This window comes from Pseudomonas sp. BCA17, from assembly GCF_004519405.1.
In the GTDB taxonomy this organism is placed as follows: domain Bacteria; phylum Pseudomonadota; class Gammaproteobacteria; order Pseudomonadales; family Pseudomonadaceae; genus Aquipseudomonas.
In genome coordinates this window covers 1026207-1047077 of record NZ_SGWI01000001.1, presented here as the reverse complement: position 1 = coordinate 1047077, position 20871 = coordinate 1026207, and the positions used below count along the sequence as shown (strand labels likewise).

Genomic DNA, 20871 nt, shown 5'->3' with positions numbered 1-20871 from the left:
AGGGCCCAGGGGGCGCCTTGCCAAGGGGCGCTGTACATTTGGATCAATAACTTGTCAGTTTCAGTCATTGAGCGCTGGTCCACCGGCTCTTAGTCTGTGGGACATAAACCGATGGGGTGTCATACGAATGCCCCACGTCCCGTGATGATCTGTTGTGGAGCTTGACCATGACCGCTGCTGCCTACCCGCATCTGCTGGCCCCGTTGGACCTGGGTTTTACCACCTTGCGCAACCGTACCCTGATGGGCTCGATGCACACCGGCCTGGAAGAAAAACCCGGCGGATTCGAGCGCATGGCGGCTTATTTTGCCGAGCGCGCCCGTGGCGGTGTAGGCCTGATGGTCACCGGCGGCATTGGCCCGAATGATGAGGGTGGGGTGTACGCCGGTGCGGCCAAGCTGACCACCGACGCAGAGGCGCAGAAGCACAGGGTCGTGACCAAGGCGGTGCACGAAGCGGGCGGCAAGATCTGCATGCAGATCCTCCATGCCGGCCGTTATGCCTACAGCCCCAAGCAGGTGGCGCCGAGCGCGATTCAAGCGCCGATCAACCCGTTCAAGCCCAAAGAGCTGGACGAAGAGGGCATCGAAAAACAGATTCAGGATTTCGTTACCTGTTCATTGCTGGCTCAGGTCGCCGAATACGACGGCGTGGAAATCATGGGCTCCGAAGGTTACTTCATTAACCAGTTCCTCGCGGCCCACACCAACCACCGTACCGACCGTTGGGGCGGCAGCTACGAAAACCGCATGCGCCTGGCGGTAGAAATCGTGCGCCGTGTGCGCGATGCCGTCGGACCGAACTTCATCATCATCTTCCGCCTGTCGATGCTTGACCTGGTGGAAGGCGGCAGTACCTGGGAAGAGATCGTGCAGTTGGCCAAGGCTATCGAGCAAGCCGGTGCGACCCTTATCAACACCGGTATCGGCTGGCACGAAGCGCGTATCCCGACGATCGCCACCAAGGTACCGCGTGGCGCATTCAGCAAAGTCACCGCCAAGCTGCGCGGTGCGGTGCAGATCCCGCTCATCACCACCAACCGCATCAACACGCCGGAAATCGCCGAGCAGATTCTCGCCGAAGGCGATGCCGACATGGTCTCGATGGCGCGGCCGTTTCTCGCCGATCCGGAGTTCGTCAACAAAGCTGCAGCCGGGCGTGCCGATGAAATCAACACCTGCATCGGCTGCAACCAGGCCTGCCTGGACCACACCTTCGGCGGCAAACTGACTACCTGCCTGGTCAACCCTCGAGCGTGCTACGAGACCGAGCTCAACTACCTGCCGGTCAAACAGATCAAGAAAATCGCCGTGGTCGGCGCCGGCCCGGCCGGCTTGGCGGCGGCAACGGTGGCTGCCGAGCGCGGCCATCAAGTGACGCTGTTCGATTCGGCCAGTGAAATCGGCGGCCAGTTCAACATCGCCAAGCGCGTGCCGGGCAAGGAAGAATTTTATGAAACCCTGCGCTACTTCAAGCGCAAACTGCAGACCACCCATGTCGAGTTGTGCCTCAACAGCCGTGTGGATGTGGCGCAACTGGCGGCAGGCGGTTATGACGAGATCATCCTGGCCACTGGCATTGCACCGCGCACCCCGGCGATCCCGGGTATTGATAATGCCAAGGTGCTCAGTTACCTGGACGTGATCCTGGAGCGCAAGCCGGTGGGCAAGCGTGTGGCGGTGATTGGCGCCGGCGGTATCGGTTTCGACGTCTCGGAGTTCCTCGTGCACCAGGGTGTGTCCACCAGCCTGGACCGTGAAGCGTTCTGGAAGGAGTGGGGCATCGACACTCACCTGCAAGCCCGTGGCGGCGTGGCCGGGATCAAGCCCCAGCCCCATGCGCCGGCACGTGAAGTGTTCCTGCTGCAACGCAAGACCTCCAAGGTCGGTGACGGTTTGGGCAAGACCACCGGCTGGATTCATCGCACCGGTTTGAAGAACAAACAGGTACAGATGCTTAACAGTGTCGAGTATTTGAAGATCGACGATGAGGGCTTGCATATCCGCATCGGCGCCGAGGGCGAGCCTCAGGTGCTGGCGGTGGATAATATTGTGATCTGCGCGGGCCAGGACCCGCTACGCGAATTGCACGACGGCCTGGTCGCGGCGGGCCAGAACGTGCACCTGATCGGCGGCGCCGATGTGGCGGCCGAGCTGGATGCCAAGCGTGCGATCAACCAGGGCTCCCGTCTCGCTGCAGAGCTGTAAGGTCCCAAGCGGGGCGGTGTTAGACTACCGCCCCGTTTTTCATGCAGATCCCCCGATGGGTCCCTTCGACTGGCTTCCCCACGCTCCCCTTGAACCCTTGCACCTGGGCTGGTTGAAGGGCGTCGAGTTGGCGGTATTGCGCCTGGATCGTATCGACCCGCTGATCAGCGGCAACAAGTGGTTCAAGCTCACCGGGCATCTGGCACAGGCGCAAGCGCTGGCCGCCAGCGGCATCATTAGCCTGGGCGGCGCTTACTCCAACCATTTGCATGCCTTGGCGGCGGCCGGGCAACGTCTGGGGTTCCCCACCGTTGGCCTGTTGCGCGGCCACCCTCAAGACACGCCTACCGTCCTCGACCTCAAAGCCTTCGGCATGCAGCTGCATTGGCTGGGCTATGGCGGCTACCGTGCGCGGCATGCGCCGGACTTCTGGTTAGCCTGGCGCGAGCAATACCCGCACCTGCATCCGGTGCCCGAAGGCGGTGGCGGAAGGGCCGGCGCAACGGGCTGTGGGGGACTGGTGGAGCAGGCTCGCGCACAATTGCCCACGTTGGGCTGGTCGGGTTATGACGGTTGGTGGTTGGCGGTGGGTACCGGTACGACGCTGGCGGGGCTGGTGATGGCTGAAGGGGGGGCGCATCCGGTGTACGGCGCCATGGCCGTGCCGGATGACCACGGTGTTGCGCAGAACGTCGAAGCTATCGTGCAGGGCGGTTATGAACTGCTGGACGCCAGCCGGGGCGGTTTCGCCAAGGTCGACCCGGTGTTGCTCGACTTTATCGAGGCCACCGAGCAGGCCTGTGGCTTGCCGCTGGAGCCGCTCTACACGGGTAAAGCATTGCTTGCGTTGAAACAGCGGATCGAGGCCGGGCGCTTCACGCCTGGCACCCGGTTGATCTTCATCCATACCGGCGGCCTGCAAGGCCGCCGAGGGTTCACGGGGTAGCGCGCTTGCCCGGCATCATGCGCAGCGCCGTGTTATCGCGCACGATGTAGTGGTGGTAGATCCCCGCCAATGCATGCAGCCCGATCAGCCAATATCCGACGGTGCCGCTCAGTTCATGCCACTCCTTGATCTGCTTGGCCAAGTCTTTGTTTTCGCCGATCAAGGGCGGCAACTCTATCCCGTAGAACATCACGGAATGCCCTTGGGCACTGACGATCAGCCAGCCCAGAATCGGCGTGCCGATCATGAATACGTACAGCGCCACATGCATCAGTGTCGCCAGTGCCGCCTGCCAGGGCGGCGGTGCCGGGAGGATTTTCGGCGCGACGCCCAATGCGCGTGCGAACAGACGCAGCCAAACCAGTACAAACACGGTCAGGCCGAACATGAAGTGCATTTCCACAATCAATGCCCGACCGCCACTGCCTTTGGGAAAGACCCCACGAAACTCAATGCAGGCGTAAACCACCGCCAGCAGCACCACCATCAACCAATGCAGCGCAATTGACATGGTGCTGTAACGCGTATCGGAATTTTTCCACGGCATCGCTGGGTTCCTCACTCATCAGGGCAAACCTCCGTTCTTTGGTGACGGAGTACTTTAACTGTAAGCCTGTTTTGAGGGTTTTGCCCGGTGTAAGTGCGGTTGTTTTGATCTCTATCAGTTGTTGTGGGGCCGTGCCTGGGCAGGCGCTCGTCGTTCTGCTTTGTAGGACAGAGGCCGCTCGGATGTGTGGCATATATATAGATTGAGTGGGATGGCTATTTGCGAGTGCGTCGGAAAGTTGGCTTAAGATAAATAAAGTAATGGACATAAGTTGTTCGAAGTTGCTGCTTGTAGTTGTCGGGCGTGGGCTGGCAGGATGCGTGTGCTTCAGGGTTGTTTCTGTTTTTACCCCTATGAAAACTCAATTAACGGATAAGGCTGTTGTATGATTAATGGTTTTTCGGCTAACTCAAACGCTATATATTATAAGGGCGATCAGTTTGAACCCCGTGTGGTTAAAAATGCCGGGCAACAGCAGATGGCACTCGCCGATTCTGTAACTGCGTCGTCAACCCCTCCTGCTCCTTCCTCCAATGAAATCGCGGCGTTAATGCAAGCCTTGGCCATGCTTATCCAGATGTTTAATCGGCTTTTCAGTCGCAAAGAGGTCGTGAATGAACAACCGGTGATGCCACAGACAGTCGCACCGGCGGCAATAAAAAAACAGAGTCATGAAGTTTCCATACAATCCGAGCCATAGAAGCTTGCGCATATTTCCTCGACGAAAAAGGGCGAGATGCCCACCGACGTGTGGGTCGAACTTAATCGTGATAAAAGATACACCGATAATGAATCTGCGATTAAAGCGGCGATGATGAAGTATGGCCAGAGTCCTCTGGGAATTTACTCCGCTATAGAAAATCATGATGATGGTTATCACATTGAAATGCGTGACGGTTTTAAACTTACGCTATCTCCACAAGAGATCGAAAAGTCACAAAAAAGGACCGGCATATGGTCGCCCTCGCACCCCGATATGGCCATGGATGTCAACTTCATGCATGCCGCCAGTATCAAGCGGGTCCAACTCGAAACAGGCCTGGACAGCTTCGATCACGCCCTCGACGTTGTGCAGAGTGGCAAGGATGTAGGCAACGGTTTTAAACGACTGGGCCTGGAGGCTTATGTTCGGCGTACCACTTGGCCGGAGCTGCGCGCCTCAGGGGGGAAAGGTGTGGTATTTGCGCCGGGAGGCGTTCAATTCGGCTATGACGGCAACGTAGACTGCTGCAGTCGACGTTCTGGGATCACGATTATCCGTACGAAGGGGGGGCCTACGGAACCCTATCCTTGCGATGCGCTCGAGTTGACCTGAAAAGTTCGCGTCGGCCCTCACCACGCATGCCGAGGTGAGGGCTGCATCTGGTCGGTACTCGACCTGTTCAACTGCTTTGGGGCATCTCCCCGTTAGCCATACGCTGGTTGATTGCGGTAATCACCGCGGGCAAGTCGCTGATGGTGTCGATCAGGTAATGCGGACGCGAGGCGTTGAACAGTTTTTCGATGCGCGTGCGTTCGCCGGCCAGGGTCGGTTCGTCCAAGGCGCGGAACTGTTCGTAGGTCAGGCCAAGGGCATTGCCGGAACAGGTCAGGGCCACGGTCCACATACCGGCACGGCGGCCTTCAAGGATGCCCGGCACGGTGTCGTCGACCTTCACGCAGGCCGCTACATCGTCGATGCCCAGTGCGATCACGTTGGCCAGGGCCTGGGCCGGCCATGGTCGGCCGTTGGGCACTTCGTCGGTGGCAACCACATGGTCGGCGATGTAGCCATTGGTGGCAGCCAGGGCAACCACCTTGTCCATCACCTGCTTGGGGTAGCCTGAGCAGGAGCCGATCTTGATGCCCTGCACACGCAGACGGGCAATGGTGTCGAGGGCGCCGGGGATCAGCGCCGAGTGCTCGCCGATCTTCTCGATCTGTAGCGGCATGAAGCGCTGGTAGATGGCGGTGACGTCATCGTCGGTCGGCGTGCGGCCGAACACCTTGCGATAACGTTCGGCCACCTGCGGCTGATCGCACAGGGTGCGGATATGCTCCCATTTACCCATGCCCATCGGGCCACGGGCTTCTTCGATGGAGACTTGCACTCCGAATTCGGCGAAGGCTTCGACAAAGATCTGCGTGGGCGCGAAGGAGCCGAAATCGACCACGGTGCCGGCCCAATCGAGGATCACGGCCTGCAGGGTAGTAGGGTTCTGATAGTTCATACGGGTGATCCAGGCAAAGAAAGGTTGATGTGCATGGCGTGCAGCGCTTCGGCGATGGCGGTGACGGCGGCGCGGATGTCAGTGGCGTCGATATGACCGATGCAGCCGATGCGGAAGGTTTCCACCTTGGTCAATTTGCCGGGATACAGGATGAAACCCTTGGCCTTGACCCGTTCATAAAACGCCTTGAATTGGTAATGCGGGTCTTGCGGAGCGTGGAACGTGACGATGATCGGCGCCTGGATTGCGGCCGGCAGAAAGCTGCGCAAGCCCAGTTCGGCCATGCCCTCCAGCAGCGCCTGGCAATTGTTGGCGTAGCGTTGATGGCGCGACGGCTGCCCGCCTTCCTCGGCGTATTGCACCAGCGCTTCGTGCAGGGCAGCGACCACATGGGTCGGCGGAGTGAAGCGCCATTGGCCGGTCCTGGCCATGTAGCTGTGTTGATCGAACAGGTCCAGCGCCAGGGAATGACAATTGCCTTGAGAGGCGGCCAGTGCGTGTTTTTCCGCGAAAACGAAACCCATGCCCGGCACACCTTCCAGGCACTTGCCCGAGGCGGCGATCAGGGCATCGAAAGGCACCTCGCAGGCATCGATCGCAATGGCGCCGAACGAACTCATGGCGTCGATGATCAGGCGCTTACCGTGGTTTTTCACCACCTGGGCGATCGACGCCAGCGAGTTGAGAATGCCAGTGCTGGTTTCGCAGTGAATCAATGCGACGTGGGTGATGCTTTCGTCCGCCTGGAGCAGGCGGTCCACGTCAGCGGCGGTGATCGGTTCGTTTTCGGCGGTTTCAAAGGCGGTGAATGAACGGCCGAGCACTTCGCAGATCGTCGCCAGGCGCTTGCCGTAGGCGCCGTTGATCAACACCAGCACGTTGCCGTTGCGTGGTACCAGGGTACCGATGGCGGCCTCGACGGCAAAGGTGCCGCTGCCTTGCAACGGTACGCAATGATGGCTGGCGGCGCCGTTGATGATCGCCAGTAACTGCTCGCAGACACCCGCGGTAAGTTGGTTGAAACGCTCATCCCATGAGCCCCAATCCTCCCTCATCGCCTGACGGGTGCGAGCGGAAGTGGTCAGCGGGCCGGGCGTCAGCAGAATCGGCGGGGTCATTGCAGCTCCTCATGAAGCGGTCGAGTCAATCTACGGCCCCTAAATTGCAGTTTGGGTTGTCATCAATCAAATTGTTTGTTGTTATGCGAGCTATCAGTGAGGCCGATAGCTATGAATTTATTCCAACTGCGCGCATTCGATGCCGTGGCCCGCGAGGGCAGCTTTACCCGGGCGGCGGCACGATTGTTTATCAGCCAGCCGGCAGTGACCGGGCATATCAAGGCGCTGGAGGAGCACTACCAGATCCCGCTGCTGCGTCGTACGGCACGGCGGGTGGAACTGACTGAGGAGGGGACGCGCCTGGCCGCCATCACCCGGGCGATCTTCGGCCTGGTGGATGAAGCGCAGGCGCTGCTGGAAGCCAACCGGCAACTGCTGAGCGGGCGCTTGGAAGTGGCGGCGGATGGCCCGCACCTGGTGATGCCGATGATTGCCAGCCTGCGTGCGCGTTACCCGGGCATCACCGTCAACCTGCGCCTGGGCAATGCTCAGGAAACCCTGGCGGCGTTGCTGTCCGAACATGCGGATGTGGCGGTGCTGACCGAGGTGGAACCGCGCCATGGCCTGCATTTGCACCCCTTGAGTGAGTCGCGAATCTGCGCGCTGGTGCCTTCGGGCCATGCCTGGGCCAGGCAGTCCGGGGGGATCGCCCTGGAGCAGCTCAATGAGGTGATCATGGTGCTGCGTGAGCCCGGTTCCATCACCCGGCGTACCTTCGATGACGCCTGCCAGGCGCGGGGTGTACAGCCCAAAGTGCTGCTGGAGCTGGATAGCCGCGAAGCGGTAACCGAAGCGGTCGCCGCTGAATTGGGCGTGGGCGTTGTGTCGTCAATGGAGGTCAGCCCCGACCCTCGAGTGCAGGCGATTGCCTTGCGAGGTGATGGGCTGGTCAACCGGCACATGCTCGGTTGCGTGGAGCGGCGTCGCTCATTACGCCTGATCCAGGCGTTTTTCGAGTTGGCCTCTTGACGGTTTTTTGGTGGATTGGAGCGTTTTTGCCCTATAAACTCTGCCCCCAAAGCGCCGGCCAGTAGACGTTTCGGTGCGATGGACGAGAAGAGAGTGAGTCATGGGCGCACAGTGGAAAGTCAAACATAAAGAAGCGGCAGCCAATGCCAAGGGCAAGATCTTCGGCAAGCTGGTGAAAGAAATCACCATTGCCGCCCGTAACGGTGCCGACACCGCGACCAATGCCCACCTGCGTCTGGTGGTGGAGCAGGCCAAAAAGGCTTCGATGCCCAAGGAAACCCTCGACCGCGCCATCAAGAAAGGCGCCGGCCTGCTGGGTGAAACCGTGCAGTACCACCGCGTGACCTATGAAGGGTTCGCCCCGCACCAGGTACCGTTGATCGTCGAATGCGTGACCGACAACATCAACCGCACCGTGGCGGAAATCCGCGTGGCGTTCCGCAAGGGCCAACTGGGGGCCTCGGGCTCCGTAGCCTGGGACTTCAATCACGTCGGCCTGATTGAGGCGTCGCCGGATACGCCGGACGCCGATCCGGAAATGGCCGCCATTGAAGCCGGTGCCCAGGATTTCGAAGAGGGCGAGGAAGAAGGCACCACCCTGTTCATCACCGAAACCACCGACCTCGACGCTGTGCAGAAAGCCCTGCCTGAGCAGGGGTTCACCGTGCTGTCAGCCAAACTGGGCTATATCTCGAAGAACCCGGTCAGCGGTTTGACCGATGAGCAGATGGCCGAAGTCGAAGCCTTTCTGGAAGGCCTGGACAACCATGATGACGTGCAGGATATGTTCGTCGGTCTGGCCGGCTGAGGTGTGAGAGGGGCGGGCGACGATTCGACCAGCCCCTCCCACATGTGTTCAGCGCTGTTGAATAGACTGCAGCAGCGCTTCGATCTCCTGGAAGCCTGGCCGCTTCGACACATCGGGCTGGCAGCAGATTTGCTGCAGCGCCACCAGCCTTTCATCGATCGAACCGTCAATTCGCTCCAACAACTCCCCCAGCAGCACCCCGAACGCTCGCACCTCAATACGTTGCAATGCCCTGGTTTCCAGGGTGTCCGTCGTCGCATGGAACGAGGCCGCGCCAAAATCTCCCAGCAGGCAATCGCCCACGGCGTTCCACAAGATGTTGTGGGCGTACAGGTCGCCATGGGTGATGCCCTGGCGGTGCAGGTGCGCCGCCACCGACGCTACGCCCCGGATCATGCGTAACGCCACCTCAGGGCTGAAGCGAGTACCGGCTTCGTAGATATCCCGGGTGCAAGAGTCCAGGCTGGGCAGGGCTGCCAGGTTGCGGTAACTCGGGTCGATCAGATCCATGACCAGCGCGGCCTGGTCGTCGGGGTGGCCGACCACGCGGCCTTCCACTTTGATCAGGTTCGGGTGCAGGCCCGCGGCGATACAGGCTTGCATTTCGTGCAAGGGCGAGCCGTCGCTGGTGATGGTGCCTTTGTACAGTTTGACGGCGACAGGTTTGGCCAACGGCTTCCACAGGGCTTTGCGGATGATTCCGGAAGCGCCTTCTCCGAGCACTTCGGCCAGTTCCAGTTCGGGCCAGGGAATATTCGCTGTGGTGGGGTCATCGGCCACCACCGTCGCTGTTTCCACCGGGTTGCCGGCATAGGCCAGCCAGGTCAGGCTGGGCAGGTTCAGCAGCCATTCGGGCAGTTGCGTGAAGCGGTTGGAGGCGATGCGGATCAACTCCAGGTTGTGGCAATGGGTCAGGCTTTGCGGCAAGTGCTCCAGTTGATTACCGGCCAGCATCAGCTTTTGCAGCAACGGCCGTTCACCCAGTTCGTCGGGCAATTGGCGGATGCAGTTGTCGGTGAGGATCAGCCAGCGCAACAGCGGCGGCAGGGCGGCGGCGGGCACGTGGCTGATCTGGTTGGACTTGAAGCCGATCATGCTCAGCTCGGCGCACTGGCCCAGGCATTCCGGCAACTCGGTAAAGGCATTGTTCGAGCAGAACAGGATGCGCAAGTGGGTCAGGCGGTGAAGATCGTCGGGCAGGCTGCTCAGGGCATTGCCGGTGAGGTTGAGGATCTCCAGGGAATCGGCCAGTTCAAAGATTTCCGGCGGGAATTCGGTCAGCCCGCAGGACAGGTCCAGGCGTTGGGCGCCGGCCAATTGGCCGGCCTTGAGTTGGGCGAGGGTATTCATGAACGACGCGATCACTCGGCAAGGTAGGCGTAAATGGCGCTCATGATACCGGGTCGGATGCCCGTTGCGGGCAGACCGTCTGTAATTGGCTCAGGCGGCTCGCCGTGCGGGCAAGGTCGATGGCCTGACCTTCCAGGGCGTGCGACAGCGCTTGGTGGCCGATCAGGGTCAGGCGCTTATCGCGGTCGTAGAGCACGTCTACCAGGTTGATAAAACGCTGTTGCACGGCAATTGGGCACTCTGCCAGTTGGGGCAGGCCGTCGATGATCCAGTGATCGTAGTCCTGGCACAGCAGCAGGTAATCCATCACCGCCGTGAGTTGCTCGCACAGGTCGTTGAAGGTAAAGGCGATGGTGCGCGCCTGCCGCTGGCGGTACGTCAACTGTCGGGTGCCGACGCTCAAGCGGTGGGGCGGGGAGTCGGCGACGGGCAACCCGAGGTCTTGGCGCTGTTGCGCGGTGCCGGGCCACACGTATTGCCCTTCGGTAAAACGTTGCTCGGTGTGGGCTTGGGGCAGGCTGCGGAAATCCTGCGGCGAACTGACCTCCATTACGTCCATGCGCGTGGCGATCAGGTCGATCACCGGCTTGAAACGTTCGTGGTAAAGAGGGTTGGGCAGCAACCCATCGGGTGGGTAATTGGAGGTCGCCAGCACCCATACGCCACGCTGGAACAGCGCCTTGAACAAGCGGCTGATGAGCATGGCATCGCCGATGTCGTGCACATGGAACTCGTCGAAACACAGTACGCGACAGCCCGCCAGCAGCTCATCGAGGGTGACGGCCAGGGCGTCGGTGTGTTCGCGGTGCTGGAACATGCCCTGGTGCAGGCGGGCGAAAAAATCGTGGAAGTGCACGCGCTGCTTCTCGACTATCGGCAGCGCCTGGAAAAAACCATCGAGCAGCCAGCTTTTACCACGCCCCACCGGGCCATGCAGGTACAGGCTGCGTGTGCGTTGACCGGTGAGCAGGTGCCCGGTTTCACGGGCCAGGGCGGCAATCGCCTGGGTCTGGCCGTCACTGAGGGTATAGCCCTGTTGCGCGGCTTTTTGTTGAAAAAACGTCGTGATAGGCGAGGTGTCCGAGACGTCGGTTTTTTTACCCAGCAGGCGTTGGATCAGGGAAGGCACGGCCAATGCGAATCGCTCTGTGTTTCGGTGGTCGCCTACTTTAGGCGGCCGGGCGCGATTTGACCAATAGAGAAGGGTGCCCACCGTTATCTCAAAAAGGCATGGCGCGTGCGTGGCGCCGCTCAAACTGGCGGATTCTCTTTAAATGTCTAACCTCATACAAAGTTTGTATCCCTGTATAAGGAATTGGGGCTGTGAAGGGACACACAGTATTGGCAGTCATGGGTGCCATGCTCGGCAGTACGGTTTACGGCGCGCAATTGCAGGTGGTGGTGCAGATCAACGTGCAGCGTGGCTGCCAGTTGGTGGGCGCCACCCGCAGTGCCGGTATCGAACAGCTGGGGGTGCTGGACTTCGGCAGTGGCCCGCGTCTGGACGACCCGGCCGGCCCCTTGAGCGCCGCCCTGATCAGTCAGCGCCAACCGCGCCTGGAATGTAACCCCGATACACCCTACCAAGTGCGCGTGGATGGCGGCTTGCATGGTGGTATCGGTGAAGTGCGTTACCTCACCACGGCTGCACCTTCGTCCCGACCCATTCCCTATCGCCTGTACGCTGACGCCGCGCGACGTATCCCCTTGCCCGTGAATGAGCCGTTGAGCGGGCGCGTGCCGGAGTCCGGCAGCATCGACCTGCCGCTGTATGGCCGTATCGAACCGTTGAAGGATATCCCCGCCGTCGGCCGCTATTCCGACCTGCTCAAGGTCACCGTCACATGGTAAGCCGGGGTTGGGCCCTTGTGGCCATGGGCAGCTTGTTGCTGCTGGCCGATGACGCCGAAGCGGCGGTCAGCGGGCAGGTTCAGGCGCGTCTGGTGATCATTGCCAGTTGCGAGGTGAGTACAGGCGGCGTGACGACGCCGCTCAGCTCGACAGGCGGCACCGCAATGCTCGATTTCGGCAGCAAGGGCCCAACCTGGACCAACCCTGTAGGCGCGGTCGTTACTAACGTCACCAAGGCACCGCTGTCGGTGTCCTGCAACCCTTCGGTGGTGAGCAGTTTTAAAGTGACCATCGACGGTGGCACCAATGGTGACGGAACTACGCGGCGCCTGAGCAATGGTCGTCAGAGCATTCCGTATCAGTTGTCGGCCGATCCGCTGGGGAGAATCTCCTACAGCATCGGTAAGCAACACCATTTCGTCATGACCGAGGGCACACGAGTACCGATCCTGTTATTCGGCTCGGTGGTGGCGAATACCAAGGCCTTACCGGCCGGCATCTACACAGACACCCTGACGGTGACTCTGGATTGGTAAACCATGAGGATGAATATCATGCATGCACTTGTCTCCAAAGCAGTTTTTCCCTTGATGGCACTGGCGTGGGTGTCGGGTGCGCAGGCGGCCACGGTGGCCGGCACGGTGACTTCCACCCTGGTGTTGACCAGCAGTTGCCTGGTCAACGGTGCGGCGGCGACCGGCGGGATGAGTTTCGGTACGTTGAACTTCGGCACCGCCAATAGCCTGTTTACCCAAGCTACCGGCCAGGTGCTGGGTGGTGGCGGCGGGGCGTTGTCGATCTTGTGTTCGGCGGGTACCTCACCCTCGTTGACGGTGTCCGCAGGCGCCAACGATGGCAAGTCCGCCGGTGGTGGACGTGCTCTGTACGACGGCGTGGCCAATTACGTGCCTTACGACCTCTACACCGACAGTGGCCATTCGAACCTGCTGGCCATCGGTGGGGTGATCAACCTGGCGCCGAGCACGGGGGTCGCCCAGGCCGTGAATATCTACGGTAAGGCTAGCGGCAAGGCGGGGCTGCCGGCCGGCACCTATACAGACACCGTTGCCGTGACCCTGACCTTCTAAACGCATGAACCGCGTTGGGTGGGCGGCGTTGGCGGTTTGCCTGGGCTGGGGCATGCCGGTGTCGCTGTTGGCCGTGACCAGCCAGTCGTTCCAGGTCAGTGCGACGATCACCCCGGGGTGCCTGGTGGTTGGCGGCGGTACGGATTACGGCAGCCTGGCGTTCGGCACCTATTCAGCGTTGGCGACCAGCACGGCATCCGTCGCGCTCACCGGCGGCGTGACCCTGCAATGCACGCCGGGGGTCGCGCTGAGCATGAGCGTCGATGGCGGTTTGCATAACAACAGCGGTCGGCGGATGCAGCTCAATAGCGGCACTGCCCAAGTGGCTTACCAGTTGTTTCGGGACGCAGCCTTCAGCCAGAGCCTGGGGATCAGCCAGAGTGTCAGCGTGACCTATAGCAACGCCAACAGCATCACCTTGCCGATTTATGGGCGAGTGCAGTTACCGGGTAATCAGCCTGGGGGGACGTACAGCGACACGCTGCAGGTGCAGCTGTCGTGGTAAAGCGATCGGCACAAGGAGTGGGATTTATGTATGCAGCTTCCCGGCGAGGATGGATCGCGGGTGTTATCGGCTTGATGATCGCGGGCGTTGGGCATGTGCAGGCCGCCAGTTCGGTATTGATCTGGCCGATCGACCCGGTGCTGGAGGCCGATCAACAGGCCAGCGCGCTGTGGCTGGAGAACCGTGGCACCGAGACGGCCAACCTGCAGGTCCGTGTGTTTGGCTGGACCCAGAGTGGCTTTGACGAGCAGTACCAGAATCAGCGCGACGTCATCGGTAGTCCGCCCGTGGCGAAGATCGAGCCGGGGCAGAAGCAACTGGTGCGTCTGACCCGTACTAAGGCGGTGCCGCCGGGCCAGGAACTGGCGTATCGCATCATCATCGATGAAATCCCATCGGCCACGCCTATTGTTACGCCTGCCGATGGCAAGACCGCTGCCGCGATCCGCTTCCAGATGCGTTATTCGGTGCCCTTGTTCGCCTATGGCCCAGGCTTGTGGAGTAAGGACGACGGTACCCGTGATCGCGACCCGAAGAGCGCAGGCAAACCTGACTTGAGTTGGAAGAAAGTCACGGTGGGGGGGCGCAGCTACGTCGAAATGCGCAACAAGGGCGCCGTGCATGCGCGATTGACCGATGCCGCGTTCAAGCAGGGCGGCCAGTCCAGGCCGCTTGTGGAGGGGTTGTTGGGCTACGTGTTGCCGGGTGCGACCATGCGCTGGCCGGCACCGGATGGGTTACCCGCCGATCAACCGCTACAGGTACGCATCAATGGCGCGACGCAATTGGAGAGCCTTGCGCCGGGGCGGTAGAGCAATGCGGTAGGGCATGGAACAGCCCCAGGTGTTAACGGATGGAGATGTCCATTGATGGACACAAAGCCTTGGTGAGCCCGGATCGGGCTCGATGTCTATGGCGAACGGTGCGGGTGGTGAGTGGCCTGTCCGGCCTGGTGCTTGCGCCGCTGGGCGTGGCCGCACCGTTGCCGCCGCCGCCCAGCAGCATGGAGGCTGTTGCCGATGCACAGTTGTTCCTGGAATTGGTGGTCAACCAGCGGGACACCGACCGTGTGGTCGCGGTCAATCAGCGCGCCGGGCAATTGTTCCTGCCGGCGTCGGTGCTACAAGAGGTGGGTATGAAACTGCCCGGGGACGTCGGCAGCGAAATCGCGCTGGATAACCTGCCGGGCCTGCACAGCGACTACGACAGCCAGGCCCAGCGCCTGATGCTCACGGTGCCGCCCGCGTGGTTGCCGGAGCAGTTTATCGGCAATCGCAACAACTACCCGCGCACTCCCGCGTTGACCAGCTTTGGCGCGATGCTCAACTACGATGCCTATCTGAACAACACCGATGACGCGGGCACCTACCTCGGCATCTTTAACGAAGTGCGGCTGTTCGATACCTGGGGAACCTTCTCCAACACCGGGCAGTACCGCACCACCATTGGCCGCGAGACTGCCGGCAGCACCCTGGACAATGCTTACCGACGGTATGACAGCACCTGGCGGTTTTCCGATGACGAACGCCTGCTGACCTACGAAGCGGGGGATGTGATCAGCGGCGCGCTGCCCTGGAGCACCTCGGTGCGCCTGGGCGGGGTGCAGGTGTCGCGGGACTTCGCGGTACGCCCGGACCTGGTGACCTACCCATTGCCGCAGTTCGCCGGCGAGGCTGCGGTGCCGTCGTCGGTGGACCTGTTTATCAACGGCTATAAATCCAGCAGTGCCGATCTGCAGCCTGGTCCCTACACCCTGACCAACGTCCCGTTTATCAACGGTGCGGGGGAAGCGGTGGTGGTGACCACCGATACCCTGGGCCGGCAGGTGTCGACCACGGTGCCGTTCTATGTCACCAGTACGCTGTTGCAACAGGGTTTGTCGGACTTTTCGGTGGCGGCGGGTAATCTGCGTCGTGATTACACCGTGCGTGATTTCGGTTATGGCCCCGGGCTGGTCAGCGGTACGTTTCGCTATGGGCTGTCGGATGCGTTCACTTTGGAAAGTCACGCCGAAGCCTCCAACGACCTGAACCTGGGCGGCGTCGGTGGCAACTTGCGAATGGGCACCTTCGGTGTGCTCAACACGGCTATCAGCCAAAGCCGGTACGACGGCCGGACCGGCCAGCAATTCAGCCTGGGTTACCAATACAGCAACCCGTTCTACAGCCTGTCGTACCAGCGGGTAGAGCGTCGTGATCAATACGCCGACCTGAGCCTGATCGACACGCCTTATGCCAGCCTGAGCAAACGAAGCCAGCAGGCGACCTTGAGCCTGAACCTCAACGATTTCGGCAGCCTGGGCGTCGGTTATTTTGATGTGCAGGCGGCCGATGATTCACGTACGCGCCTGGTGAACCTGACCTGGAGCAAACCGCTGTGGCGCAACAGCAGTTTTTACCTGTCGGCCAACCGTGAGGTTGGCGACAGCAATTGGGCAGTGCAAGCGCAGGTGGTTATTCCTTTCGATGTCTACGGCAGCCTCAGCGTCGGCAGCGAACGCAGCAAAACCGGGCAAAGCCTGCAGCGCGTCAATTACAGCCGCGCCGTACCGGCCGAAGGTGGGGTGGGCTTTGACTTGGGTTACGCCAGTGGTGATGGGCCGGCGTATCGCCAGGCCGACCTGACCTGGCGCTTGCAGTCGGTGCAGTTGCAGGCGGGCGTGTATGGCAGCAGCGACGCCGAAACCCGTTGGGCGGACGCCAGCGGTTCGCTGGTGTGGATGGACAGTCAAGTGTTCGCCGCCAACCGCGTCAACGATGCGTTTGTGGTGGTGAGCACCGAGGGCTTCAGCGGCGTACCAGTGCGCTACGAAAACCAGGTAGTGGGTGAGACCGACCGCAGCGGGCACCTGCTGGTGCCGTGGACCAGCGCCTATTACCGCGCCAAATATGAAATTGACCCGCTGAACCTGCCGGCCAACGTGCAGGTGCCCAACGTCGAGCAACGCGTGGCCGTGCGCCGAGGCAGCGGCTATCTGCTGGAGTTTCCGATGCGTCGGGTGCTCTCGGCGAGCGTCACGCTGGTCGATGCCCGGCATGAGGAACTGCCTCTGGGCAGCCAGGTACGCCACGAGCAAAGCGGTGCCTTGGCGGTGGTGGGCTGGGATGGCTTGGTCTACCTGGAAAACCTGGCGGCCCATAACACTTTGCAAGTCACCCTGGGTGACGGCCAGACGTGCCAGGCCACGTTCGAGCTGGATATCACGCAGGAGCAGCAAGTGCCATTGATTGGGCCACTGGTGTGCCAATGACATAAGGAGTGTGCAAGTGCGGGGCAAGCAATGGCTATGGATGATGGCGAGCGTGGGCGTGTCGTTGCAGGTGCAGGCAGCCTGCTCGGCGGTGGCCTCGGTGCCGGCCAGCTTCGGTACGACGGTAAGCTCGATGACGGTACGCACCACGTCCCAACCCAGTTCGACCACCAATAGCGGTATCAGCTGCACCCCGGCGTTGCTGTCAGTACTGACTTCCGGTGATCACTTCTACGCAACCATTACCGGTTCGGCGCAAGGCGGCATGGTCGGGCCGACAGGTGATGTCATCAGCTATACGCTCTACGCCAACAACACCGCGTCGTTTCCGATAACGCGGGGCACGGCGTTTGACTTCGGCGGCAGTGGCGGCATTGCCGCGAACCTGGGACTGGTGTTCGGCCCCGGTACAAAAACCTTGCCACTGTACTTCGCTACCACCGTTGGCAGTAACGTGGCGGCGGGCTTGTACAGCGAGACATTGAGCATTTTATGGAACTGGAACTATTGCGCGGGCATTGGCATTGGCGGCATCTGTGCGGGGCGGGATACCGGCAGCGGCACCACGACGCTGAACGTCAGTATGACCGTGGCCAATGACTGCCAGATCACCACGCCGGCAATCGCGTTCGGCAGCGCGCCGGTGGTCAGTGCCTTCACTACCGTCACCGGCCAGGCCAGTGTGGCCTGCACCAAGGGCAGCGCTTATACCGTCGGCCTCGGCGACGGGCAGAACCCGGTGAGTGTGGGCGGGCGGCGGCAGATGATCTCCGGCAGCTATTTTTTGGCCTACGACATCTTCCAAGGCGCCGGCAGCACCCGTTGGGGGAGCGTGGGCGCAACACGCCGCGCCAGTTCCTCGGCGGAAATCAACCCCGGCAACGGCCTGGGCACCGGCAGCCAGGTGTTCAACTACAACGCCAGGATCTACACGGATCAGACCACGCCACCGGGCGGAACCTACCTCGATAACGTGGTGCTGGATGTGGGGTTCTAGAACTTCAGCAGCGGTGTGCCCGGCTGATCCGCCGGGCTGACCATGGCGTAGTTGTACCCGCCGCCGGACCAGTACTGCGCCTCTAAACCGTCGGCGCTGCGGCTGCCACGGGGCAGGAACCCGTTGTTCGGGCCGGGTGGCCGGATGTAGAAGCTGAGGCGGTGACCTTGTGCATCTTCGTACAGCACCATGGCGGCCGCGCCTTGCTCAGTGGTGAGCAGGCGTCCGCTGACCGGTTTGAAGCCCGCCGGGCTCAGGTCGGGCAGGCGATGGGCCCGGTTGAAATAGCGGTCCAACCAAGCCTGCATCGCAGCGCCGTCCTGGGTTTGGTAATCGGCCGGCATGATGCCGTCCTGGGCGAACAGGCGGAACGCTTGCATCGCATCGGCCATCGGTAAAAGAGGCGTTTGCGTGGCTTCGCGGGCATGCCAGCCGCCCAGGCCGCCGAGGCTGACGGCGATCAACAGCACGGCGGCGCTGGCGAAGTGGCGGCGCGTTTGATGCTTGAGGCGTCGGCGAATCAGCGCCGGGTCCAGTTCGGGGTTGGCCGGGGATTGCAAGGCGCCGCTCAGGGACGCGCGCAGCAACTGCGCATCCCGTTGCCATGCTTCCACTTGAGCCGTGACGTCGGGGTGGGCGGCCAGCCAGGTTTCGAGCACGCGGCGGTCGCTCTCCGACAACTGGTGGTCAACGTAGGCATGCAAATCGCGTTCACTGGGGGGCAGGCTGATCATTTGAGTATCCGCAGGGAAGGGCTGGCAATTTCGCCATCACTGAGTTGACGCAACGCTTGGCGTGCCCGGGACAGGCGCGACATCACCGTGCCGACAGGTACGTCGAGAATCTCGGCGACTTCCTTGTAACTCAAGCCTTCGACGCTGACCCAGAGCAGCAGGGCGCGTTGTTCGGTGTTGAGCTGATCGAAGGCTTGCAGGGTCGATTGGGCCATCACCGTACGTTCTACCGAGGGGTATGTGTCGTCGCGGCCGGTGAAGAATTCGAGCATGCGTGTGTACCGACGGCTGCGGCGGTGGGCGTCGAGGAACTGCCGGTAGAGAATCGAAAACAGCCATGCGCGCAGGTCGCCTTCGGCGCGTTTGTCGCCCCAGCGGGTGATTGCCCGTTCCAGGGTGGTTTGCACCAGGTCGTCGGCACTGCTGGTGTTACGCGTCAGGGACACGGCAAAACGCCGCAACCTGGGGATGAGTTCACGTAACTGTTCGTCGAGTTCATGCATGGGCATCTGGCTGGTTACTACGCTGGGACTAGAGAGACGTCCGGCGTTGAAGGTTATTCCCTGTCCTGAGAAATAAATCCGAGGCGAGGGAATAGAGGGTATCGGCGTTCGTCTTAATGCTCCGACCTTATGTTTCACCCTTAGGCCTCTGGCCCTGGAGTCACTTCATGGTAGATCACTCATCACCGCCCCGTCCTCCGTTGAGCACGGCGAGCCTGATCGCACGGCTCGCCGGTATCGGCGTCGTGGTTGCTGTCGTTGCCGGTGCTTTTGCCTACGTTAATGGCACCCTGGACCCACAGCGTCTACGCCCCAAGACCCTTGTCAACGCACTGGAAACCAATAATGGCCTGCACCCGGGCTTCCGGCGCAATCATGCCAAGGGCGTGTGTGTAGCCGGTTATTTCGAGAGCAGCCCCGAGGCGCGTGCATACTCCACCGCCCAGGTATTCAGTGCGGCGAAAACCCCGGTGGTGGGCCGATTTGCCTTGCCCAGTGGTAACCCTTATGCGCCGGACAGCAGTGTGCCCATCCGCAGTTTTGCCGTGCAGTTCAGCCAGGCCAATGGCCAGCAATGGCGCACGGGGATGAACAGCATGCCGGTGTTCCCGGTGGGCACGCCCGAGGCGTTCTACCAGATGCTCAAGGCTGGCGCGCCGGACCCGGTCACCGGCAAGCCGAACCCTGCGAACATGCCGGCTTTTTTTGCCGCGCACCCGGAGACGGCACCGTTCCTGGCGTGGGTCAAGACAGCCAAGCCGTCGGCCAGCTATGCCACCGAAACCTATAACGGCATCAATGCGTTTTACCTGGTGGGCAATGATGGCAAGCGCCAGGCCGTACGTTGGGGCGTTGTGCCGCAGGGCCAGGACGCAACGGGTGACAGCGCGCCGCCGGGCAGCGACTTTCTGGAAAAAGACCTGGTGCAGCGCTTGGCTGCCGGGCCGCTGCGTTGGCAGTTGAACATGACCCTGGCCAACCCCGGTGACCCAGTGGACGACGCCAGCAAGCCCTGGACCGGTGAACACAAGGTGCTCAACGCCGGCACCCTGGTGCTGCAAAGCAGCCAGCCCCAAGCGGACGGTGATTGCCGCGATATCAACTTCGACCCGTTGGTTCTGCCCAGTGGCATCGAAGCCTCCAGTGACCCATTGCTGGCCGCGCGTTCGGCCGCTTATTCCAGTTCATACCTGCGCCGAGCGGGTGAAGTCAGCCCCCTGCACAGCACCCCACAGGAGTCGAAGCCATGAATGCTCAACCCAGGTTTTTCGCGCCGCTGGCGCGCCTGCTGCATTGGCTGATGGCACTGATGATCATCGCCATGTTGTTTATCGGTGCGGGGATGGTGGCATCCGTGTCGGAGCGTCATGAGTGGCTGATTCACCTGCATAAGCCACTGGGTATCGCGATTCTGGCGCTGGTGATCGTGCGCTTGGTGGTGCGCTTCTGCACCCGGCAACCGCCGTTACCTGTCGATTTGCCACTGTGGCAAGTGTTGGCGGCCAAGGCGTCCCATCTGGTGTTGTACGCGTTGATGCTGGTGTTGCCGCTATTGGGGTGGGCGATGATTTCGGCGGCCGGCGATCCGGTGATGCTCAGCAGTTCGGTGCAACTGCCGGCGTTGGTGGGGGCGAACGCGCCGTTGTTTGCGCTGTTGCGCAAAGCCCACGGCTATCTCGCCTACCTGTTGTTCCTGACGGTGTTGTTGCACCTGGCCGCGGCATTGTTCCACGGGCTGATCCGGCGTGACGGCGTACTGCAGAGCATGACCGGCACCAAGGACTGATG

At 61.4% G+C, this 20871-nt stretch carries 22 protein-coding genes; 15 read left to right on the top strand and 7 right to left on the bottom strand.

The annotated features are described in order from the left end of the window. The first annotated feature begins 167 nt into the window (after positions 1–167). Together EXW71_RS04630 and EXW71_RS04625 are read left to right on the top strand one after the other, a co-directional pair. On the top strand, positions 168–2207 hold the full coding sequence (locus tag EXW71_RS04630) for an NADPH-dependent 2,4-dienoyl-CoA reductase (RefSeq protein ID WP_134657742.1): 2040 nt from the start codon (positions 168–170) through the stop codon (positions 2205–2207). A 55-nt stretch (positions 2208–2262) separates the two neighbouring features. Continuing rightward, positions 2263–3153 carry a 1-aminocyclopropane-1-carboxylate deaminase/D-cysteine desulfhydrase gene (locus EXW71_RS04625; RefSeq protein WP_134657741.1) on the top strand — a complete coding sequence of 297 codons (891 nt, stop codon included), beginning with the start codon at positions 2263–2265 and terminating at the stop codon, positions 3151–3153. Here EXW71_RS04625 and EXW71_RS04620 read toward each other — a convergent pair. Continuing rightward, positions 3143–3700 (bottom strand): cytochrome b, encoded by a 558-nt coding sequence (locus tag EXW71_RS04620; protein ID WP_134657740.1) that lies wholly within the window; start codon positions 3698–3700, stop codon positions 3143–3145. The genes EXW71_RS04625 and EXW71_RS04620 overlap by 11 nt on opposite strands. Before the next feature lie 385 nt (positions 3701–4085). On the opposite strand from EXW71_RS04620, the gene EXW71_RS04615 reads away from it, so the two are divergent. Together EXW71_RS04615 and EXW71_RS04610 are read left to right on the top strand one after the other, a co-directional pair. Next, positions 4086–4400 (top strand): hypothetical protein, encoded by a 315-nt coding sequence (locus EXW71_RS04615; RefSeq protein WP_134657739.1) that lies wholly within the window; start codon positions 4086–4088, stop codon positions 4398–4400. A 36-nt stretch (positions 4401–4436) separates the two neighbouring features. Continuing rightward, the gene (locus EXW71_RS04610) at positions 4437–5015 is read left to right on the top strand and encodes a hypothetical protein (RefSeq protein ID WP_134657738.1); all 579 of its coding nucleotides are present in this window, start codon (positions 4437–4439) and stop codon (positions 5013–5015) included. Positions 5016–5082: 67 nt separating this feature from the next. Here the strand turns inward: EXW71_RS04610 and phnX are convergent, their stop codons facing one another. Beyond that, entirely contained in the window at positions 5083–5910 is an 828-nt protein-coding gene (phnX, locus tag EXW71_RS04605; RefSeq protein WP_134657737.1) for a phosphonoacetaldehyde hydrolase, read from the bottom strand. Continuing rightward, positions 5907–7028 carry a 2-aminoethylphosphonate--pyruvate transaminase gene (locus EXW71_RS04600; RefSeq protein WP_134657736.1) on the bottom strand — a complete coding sequence of 374 codons (1122 nt, stop codon included), beginning with the start codon at positions 7026–7028 and terminating at the stop codon, positions 5907–5909. The genes phnX and EXW71_RS04600 overlap by 4 nt, the downstream gene beginning before the upstream one ends. A 111-nt stretch (positions 7029–7139) precedes the next feature. On the opposite strand from EXW71_RS04600, the gene EXW71_RS04595 reads away from it, so the two are divergent. Together EXW71_RS04595 and EXW71_RS04590 are read left to right on the top strand one after the other, a co-directional pair. Beyond that, a complete protein-coding gene (locus tag EXW71_RS04595; RefSeq protein WP_134657735.1) occupies positions 7140–7997 on the top strand; it encodes a LysR substrate-binding domain-containing protein in 858 nt (285 codons plus the stop codon). A gap of 100 nt (positions 7998–8097) precedes the next feature. Further along, entirely contained in the window at positions 8098–8805 is a 708-nt protein-coding gene (locus EXW71_RS04590) for a YebC/PmpR family DNA-binding transcriptional regulator (protein ID WP_123717872.1), read from the top strand. 48 nt (positions 8806–8853) lie between these two features. Here EXW71_RS04590 and EXW71_RS04585 read toward each other — a convergent pair whose 3' ends face one another. Next, complete coding sequence (locus tag EXW71_RS04585; RefSeq protein ID WP_134657734.1) at positions 8854–10155, bottom strand: protein kinase; 1302 nt, start codon at positions 10153–10155, stop codon at positions 8854–8856. A gap of 40 nt (positions 10156–10195) precedes the next feature. Further along, entirely contained in the window at positions 10196–11290 is a 1095-nt protein-coding gene (gene zapE / locus EXW71_RS04580) for a cell division protein ZapE (protein WP_134657733.1), read from the bottom strand. A gap of 224 nt (positions 11291–11514) precedes the next feature. On the opposite strand from zapE, the gene EXW71_RS04575 reads away from it, so the two are divergent. Genes EXW71_RS04575 through EXW71_RS04545 form a run of 7 tightly spaced genes read left to right on the top strand, consistent with a single transcriptional unit; the run spans position 11515 to position 17846 of the window. Next, the gene (locus EXW71_RS04575; protein WP_177421577.1) at positions 11515–12006 is read left to right on the top strand and encodes a spore coat U domain-containing protein; all 492 of its coding nucleotides are present in this window, start codon (positions 11515–11517) and stop codon (positions 12004–12006) included. After that, positions 12000–12542, top strand: coding sequence for a spore coat protein U domain-containing protein (locus tag EXW71_RS04570; RefSeq protein ID WP_134657732.1), 543 nt, complete (start codon positions 12000–12002; stop codon positions 12540–12542). Before EXW71_RS04575 ends, EXW71_RS04570 begins: the two co-directional genes overlap by 7 nt. 18 nt (positions 12543–12560) lie before the next feature. After that, the gene (locus EXW71_RS04565) at positions 12561–13094 is read left to right on the top strand and encodes a spore coat U domain-containing protein (RefSeq protein ID WP_123718727.1); all 534 of its coding nucleotides are present in this window, start codon (positions 12561–12563) and stop codon (positions 13092–13094) included. Between the two features lie 4 nt (positions 13095–13098). Beyond that, positions 13099–13599, top strand: a complete 501-nt coding sequence (locus EXW71_RS04560) for a spore coat U domain-containing protein (RefSeq protein ID WP_123717868.1) — start codon at positions 13099–13101, stop codon at positions 13597–13599. A gap of 26 nt (positions 13600–13625) precedes the next feature. Then, a complete protein-coding gene (locus EXW71_RS04555; protein ID WP_134657731.1) occupies positions 13626–14411 on the top strand; it encodes a molecular chaperone in 786 nt (261 codons plus the stop codon). A 41-nt stretch (positions 14412–14452) separates the two neighbouring features. Next, entirely contained in the window at positions 14453–16849 is a 2397-nt protein-coding gene (locus EXW71_RS04550) for a fimbria/pilus outer membrane usher protein (RefSeq protein ID WP_134657730.1), read from the top strand. Between the two features lie 40 nt (positions 16850–16889). Next, positions 16890–17846 (top strand): spore coat U domain-containing protein, encoded by a 957-nt coding sequence (locus EXW71_RS04545; protein ID WP_134657909.1) that lies wholly within the window; start codon positions 16890–16892, stop codon positions 17844–17846. Here the strand turns inward: EXW71_RS04545 and EXW71_RS04540 are convergent. Together EXW71_RS04540 and EXW71_RS04535 are read right to left on the bottom strand one after the other, a co-directional pair. Further along, positions 17843–18580, bottom strand: coding sequence for an anti-sigma factor (locus EXW71_RS04540; protein WP_123717864.1), 738 nt, complete (start codon positions 18578–18580; stop codon positions 17843–17845). The two genes, EXW71_RS04545 and EXW71_RS04540, sit on opposite strands and share 4 nt — an antisense overlap. Continuing rightward, positions 18577–19083 (bottom strand): RNA polymerase sigma factor, encoded by a 507-nt coding sequence (locus EXW71_RS04535; protein ID WP_134657908.1) that lies wholly within the window; start codon positions 19081–19083, stop codon positions 18577–18579. The genes EXW71_RS04540 and EXW71_RS04535 overlap by 4 nt, the downstream gene beginning before the upstream one ends. A gap of 167 nt (positions 19084–19250) precedes the next feature. Between EXW71_RS04535 and EXW71_RS04530 the strand changes: the two genes are divergently transcribed. Both EXW71_RS04530 and EXW71_RS04525 read left to right on the top strand, forming a co-directional pair. After that, positions 19251–20333, top strand: a complete 1083-nt coding sequence (locus tag EXW71_RS04530) for a catalase family peroxidase (RefSeq protein WP_134657729.1) — start codon at positions 19251–19253, stop codon at positions 20331–20333. Then, the gene (locus tag EXW71_RS04525) at positions 20330–20869 is read left to right on the top strand and encodes a cytochrome b (protein WP_134657728.1); all 540 of its coding nucleotides are present in this window, start codon (positions 20330–20332) and stop codon (positions 20867–20869) included. The genes EXW71_RS04530 and EXW71_RS04525 overlap by 4 nt, the downstream gene beginning before the upstream one ends. Positions 20870–20871: the final 2 nt, after the last annotated feature.

Excerpts from the sequence above, each read along its gene's own strand:
- EXW71_RS04630 (WP_134657742.1), top strand. The coding sequence starts at position 168 with ATGACCGCTGCTGCCTACCCGCATCTGCTGGCCCCGTTGGACCTGGGT.
- EXW71_RS04625 (WP_134657741.1), top strand. The coding sequence starts at position 2,263 with ATGGGTCCCTTCGACTGGCTTCCCCACGCTCCCCTTGAACCCTTGCAC.
- EXW71_RS04620 (WP_134657740.1), bottom strand. The coding sequence starts at position 3,700 with ATGCCGTGGAAAAATTCCGATACGCGTTACAGCACCATGTCAATTGCG.
- EXW71_RS04615 (WP_134657739.1), top strand. The coding sequence starts at position 4,086 with ATGATTAATGGTTTTTCGGCTAACTCAAACGCTATATATTATAAGGGC.
- EXW71_RS04610 (WP_134657738.1), top strand. The coding sequence starts at position 4,437 with ATGCCCACCGACGTGTGGGTCGAACTTAATCGTGATAAAAGATACACC.
- phnX (WP_134657737.1), bottom strand. The coding sequence starts at position 5,910 with ATGAACTATCAGAACCCTACTACCCTGCAGGCCGTGATCCTCGATTGG.
- EXW71_RS04600 (WP_134657736.1), bottom strand. The coding sequence starts at position 7,028 with ATGACCCCGCCGATTCTGCTGACGCCCGGCCCGCTGACCACTTCCGCT.
- EXW71_RS04595 (WP_134657735.1), top strand. The coding sequence starts at position 7,140 with ATGAATTTATTCCAACTGCGCGCATTCGATGCCGTGGCCCGCGAGGGC.
- EXW71_RS04590 (WP_123717872.1), top strand. The coding sequence starts at position 8,098 with ATGGGCGCACAGTGGAAAGTCAAACATAAAGAAGCGGCAGCCAATGCC.
- EXW71_RS04585 (WP_134657734.1), bottom strand. The coding sequence starts at position 10,155 with ATGAATACCCTCGCCCAACTCAAGGCCGGCCAATTGGCCGGCGCCCAA.
- EXW71_RS04575 (WP_177421577.1), top strand. The coding sequence starts at position 11,515 with ATGCTCGGCAGTACGGTTTACGGCGCGCAATTGCAGGTGGTGGTGCAG.
- EXW71_RS04570 (WP_134657732.1), top strand. The coding sequence starts at position 12,000 with ATGGTAAGCCGGGGTTGGGCCCTTGTGGCCATGGGCAGCTTGTTGCTG.
- EXW71_RS04565 (WP_123718727.1), top strand. The coding sequence starts at position 12,561 with ATGCATGCACTTGTCTCCAAAGCAGTTTTTCCCTTGATGGCACTGGCG.
- EXW71_RS04560 (WP_123717868.1), top strand. The coding sequence starts at position 13,099 with ATGAACCGCGTTGGGTGGGCGGCGTTGGCGGTTTGCCTGGGCTGGGGC.
- EXW71_RS04555 (WP_134657731.1), top strand. The coding sequence starts at position 13,626 with ATGTATGCAGCTTCCCGGCGAGGATGGATCGCGGGTGTTATCGGCTTG.
- EXW71_RS04550 (WP_134657730.1), top strand. The coding sequence starts at position 14,453 with ATGGAGATGTCCATTGATGGACACAAAGCCTTGGTGAGCCCGGATCGG.
- EXW71_RS04545 (WP_134657909.1), top strand. The coding sequence starts at position 16,890 with ATGATGGCGAGCGTGGGCGTGTCGTTGCAGGTGCAGGCAGCCTGCTCG.
- EXW71_RS04540 (WP_123717864.1), bottom strand. The coding sequence starts at position 18,580 with ATGATCAGCCTGCCCCCCAGTGAACGCGATTTGCATGCCTACGTTGAC.
- EXW71_RS04535 (WP_134657908.1), bottom strand. The coding sequence starts at position 19,083 with ATGCATGAACTCGACGAACAGTTACGTGAACTCATCCCCAGGTTGCGG.
- EXW71_RS04530 (WP_134657729.1), top strand. The coding sequence starts at position 19,251 with ATGGTAGATCACTCATCACCGCCCCGTCCTCCGTTGAGCACGGCGAGC.
- EXW71_RS04525 (WP_134657728.1), top strand. The coding sequence starts at position 20,330 with ATGAATGCTCAACCCAGGTTTTTCGCGCCGCTGGCGCGCCTGCTGCAT.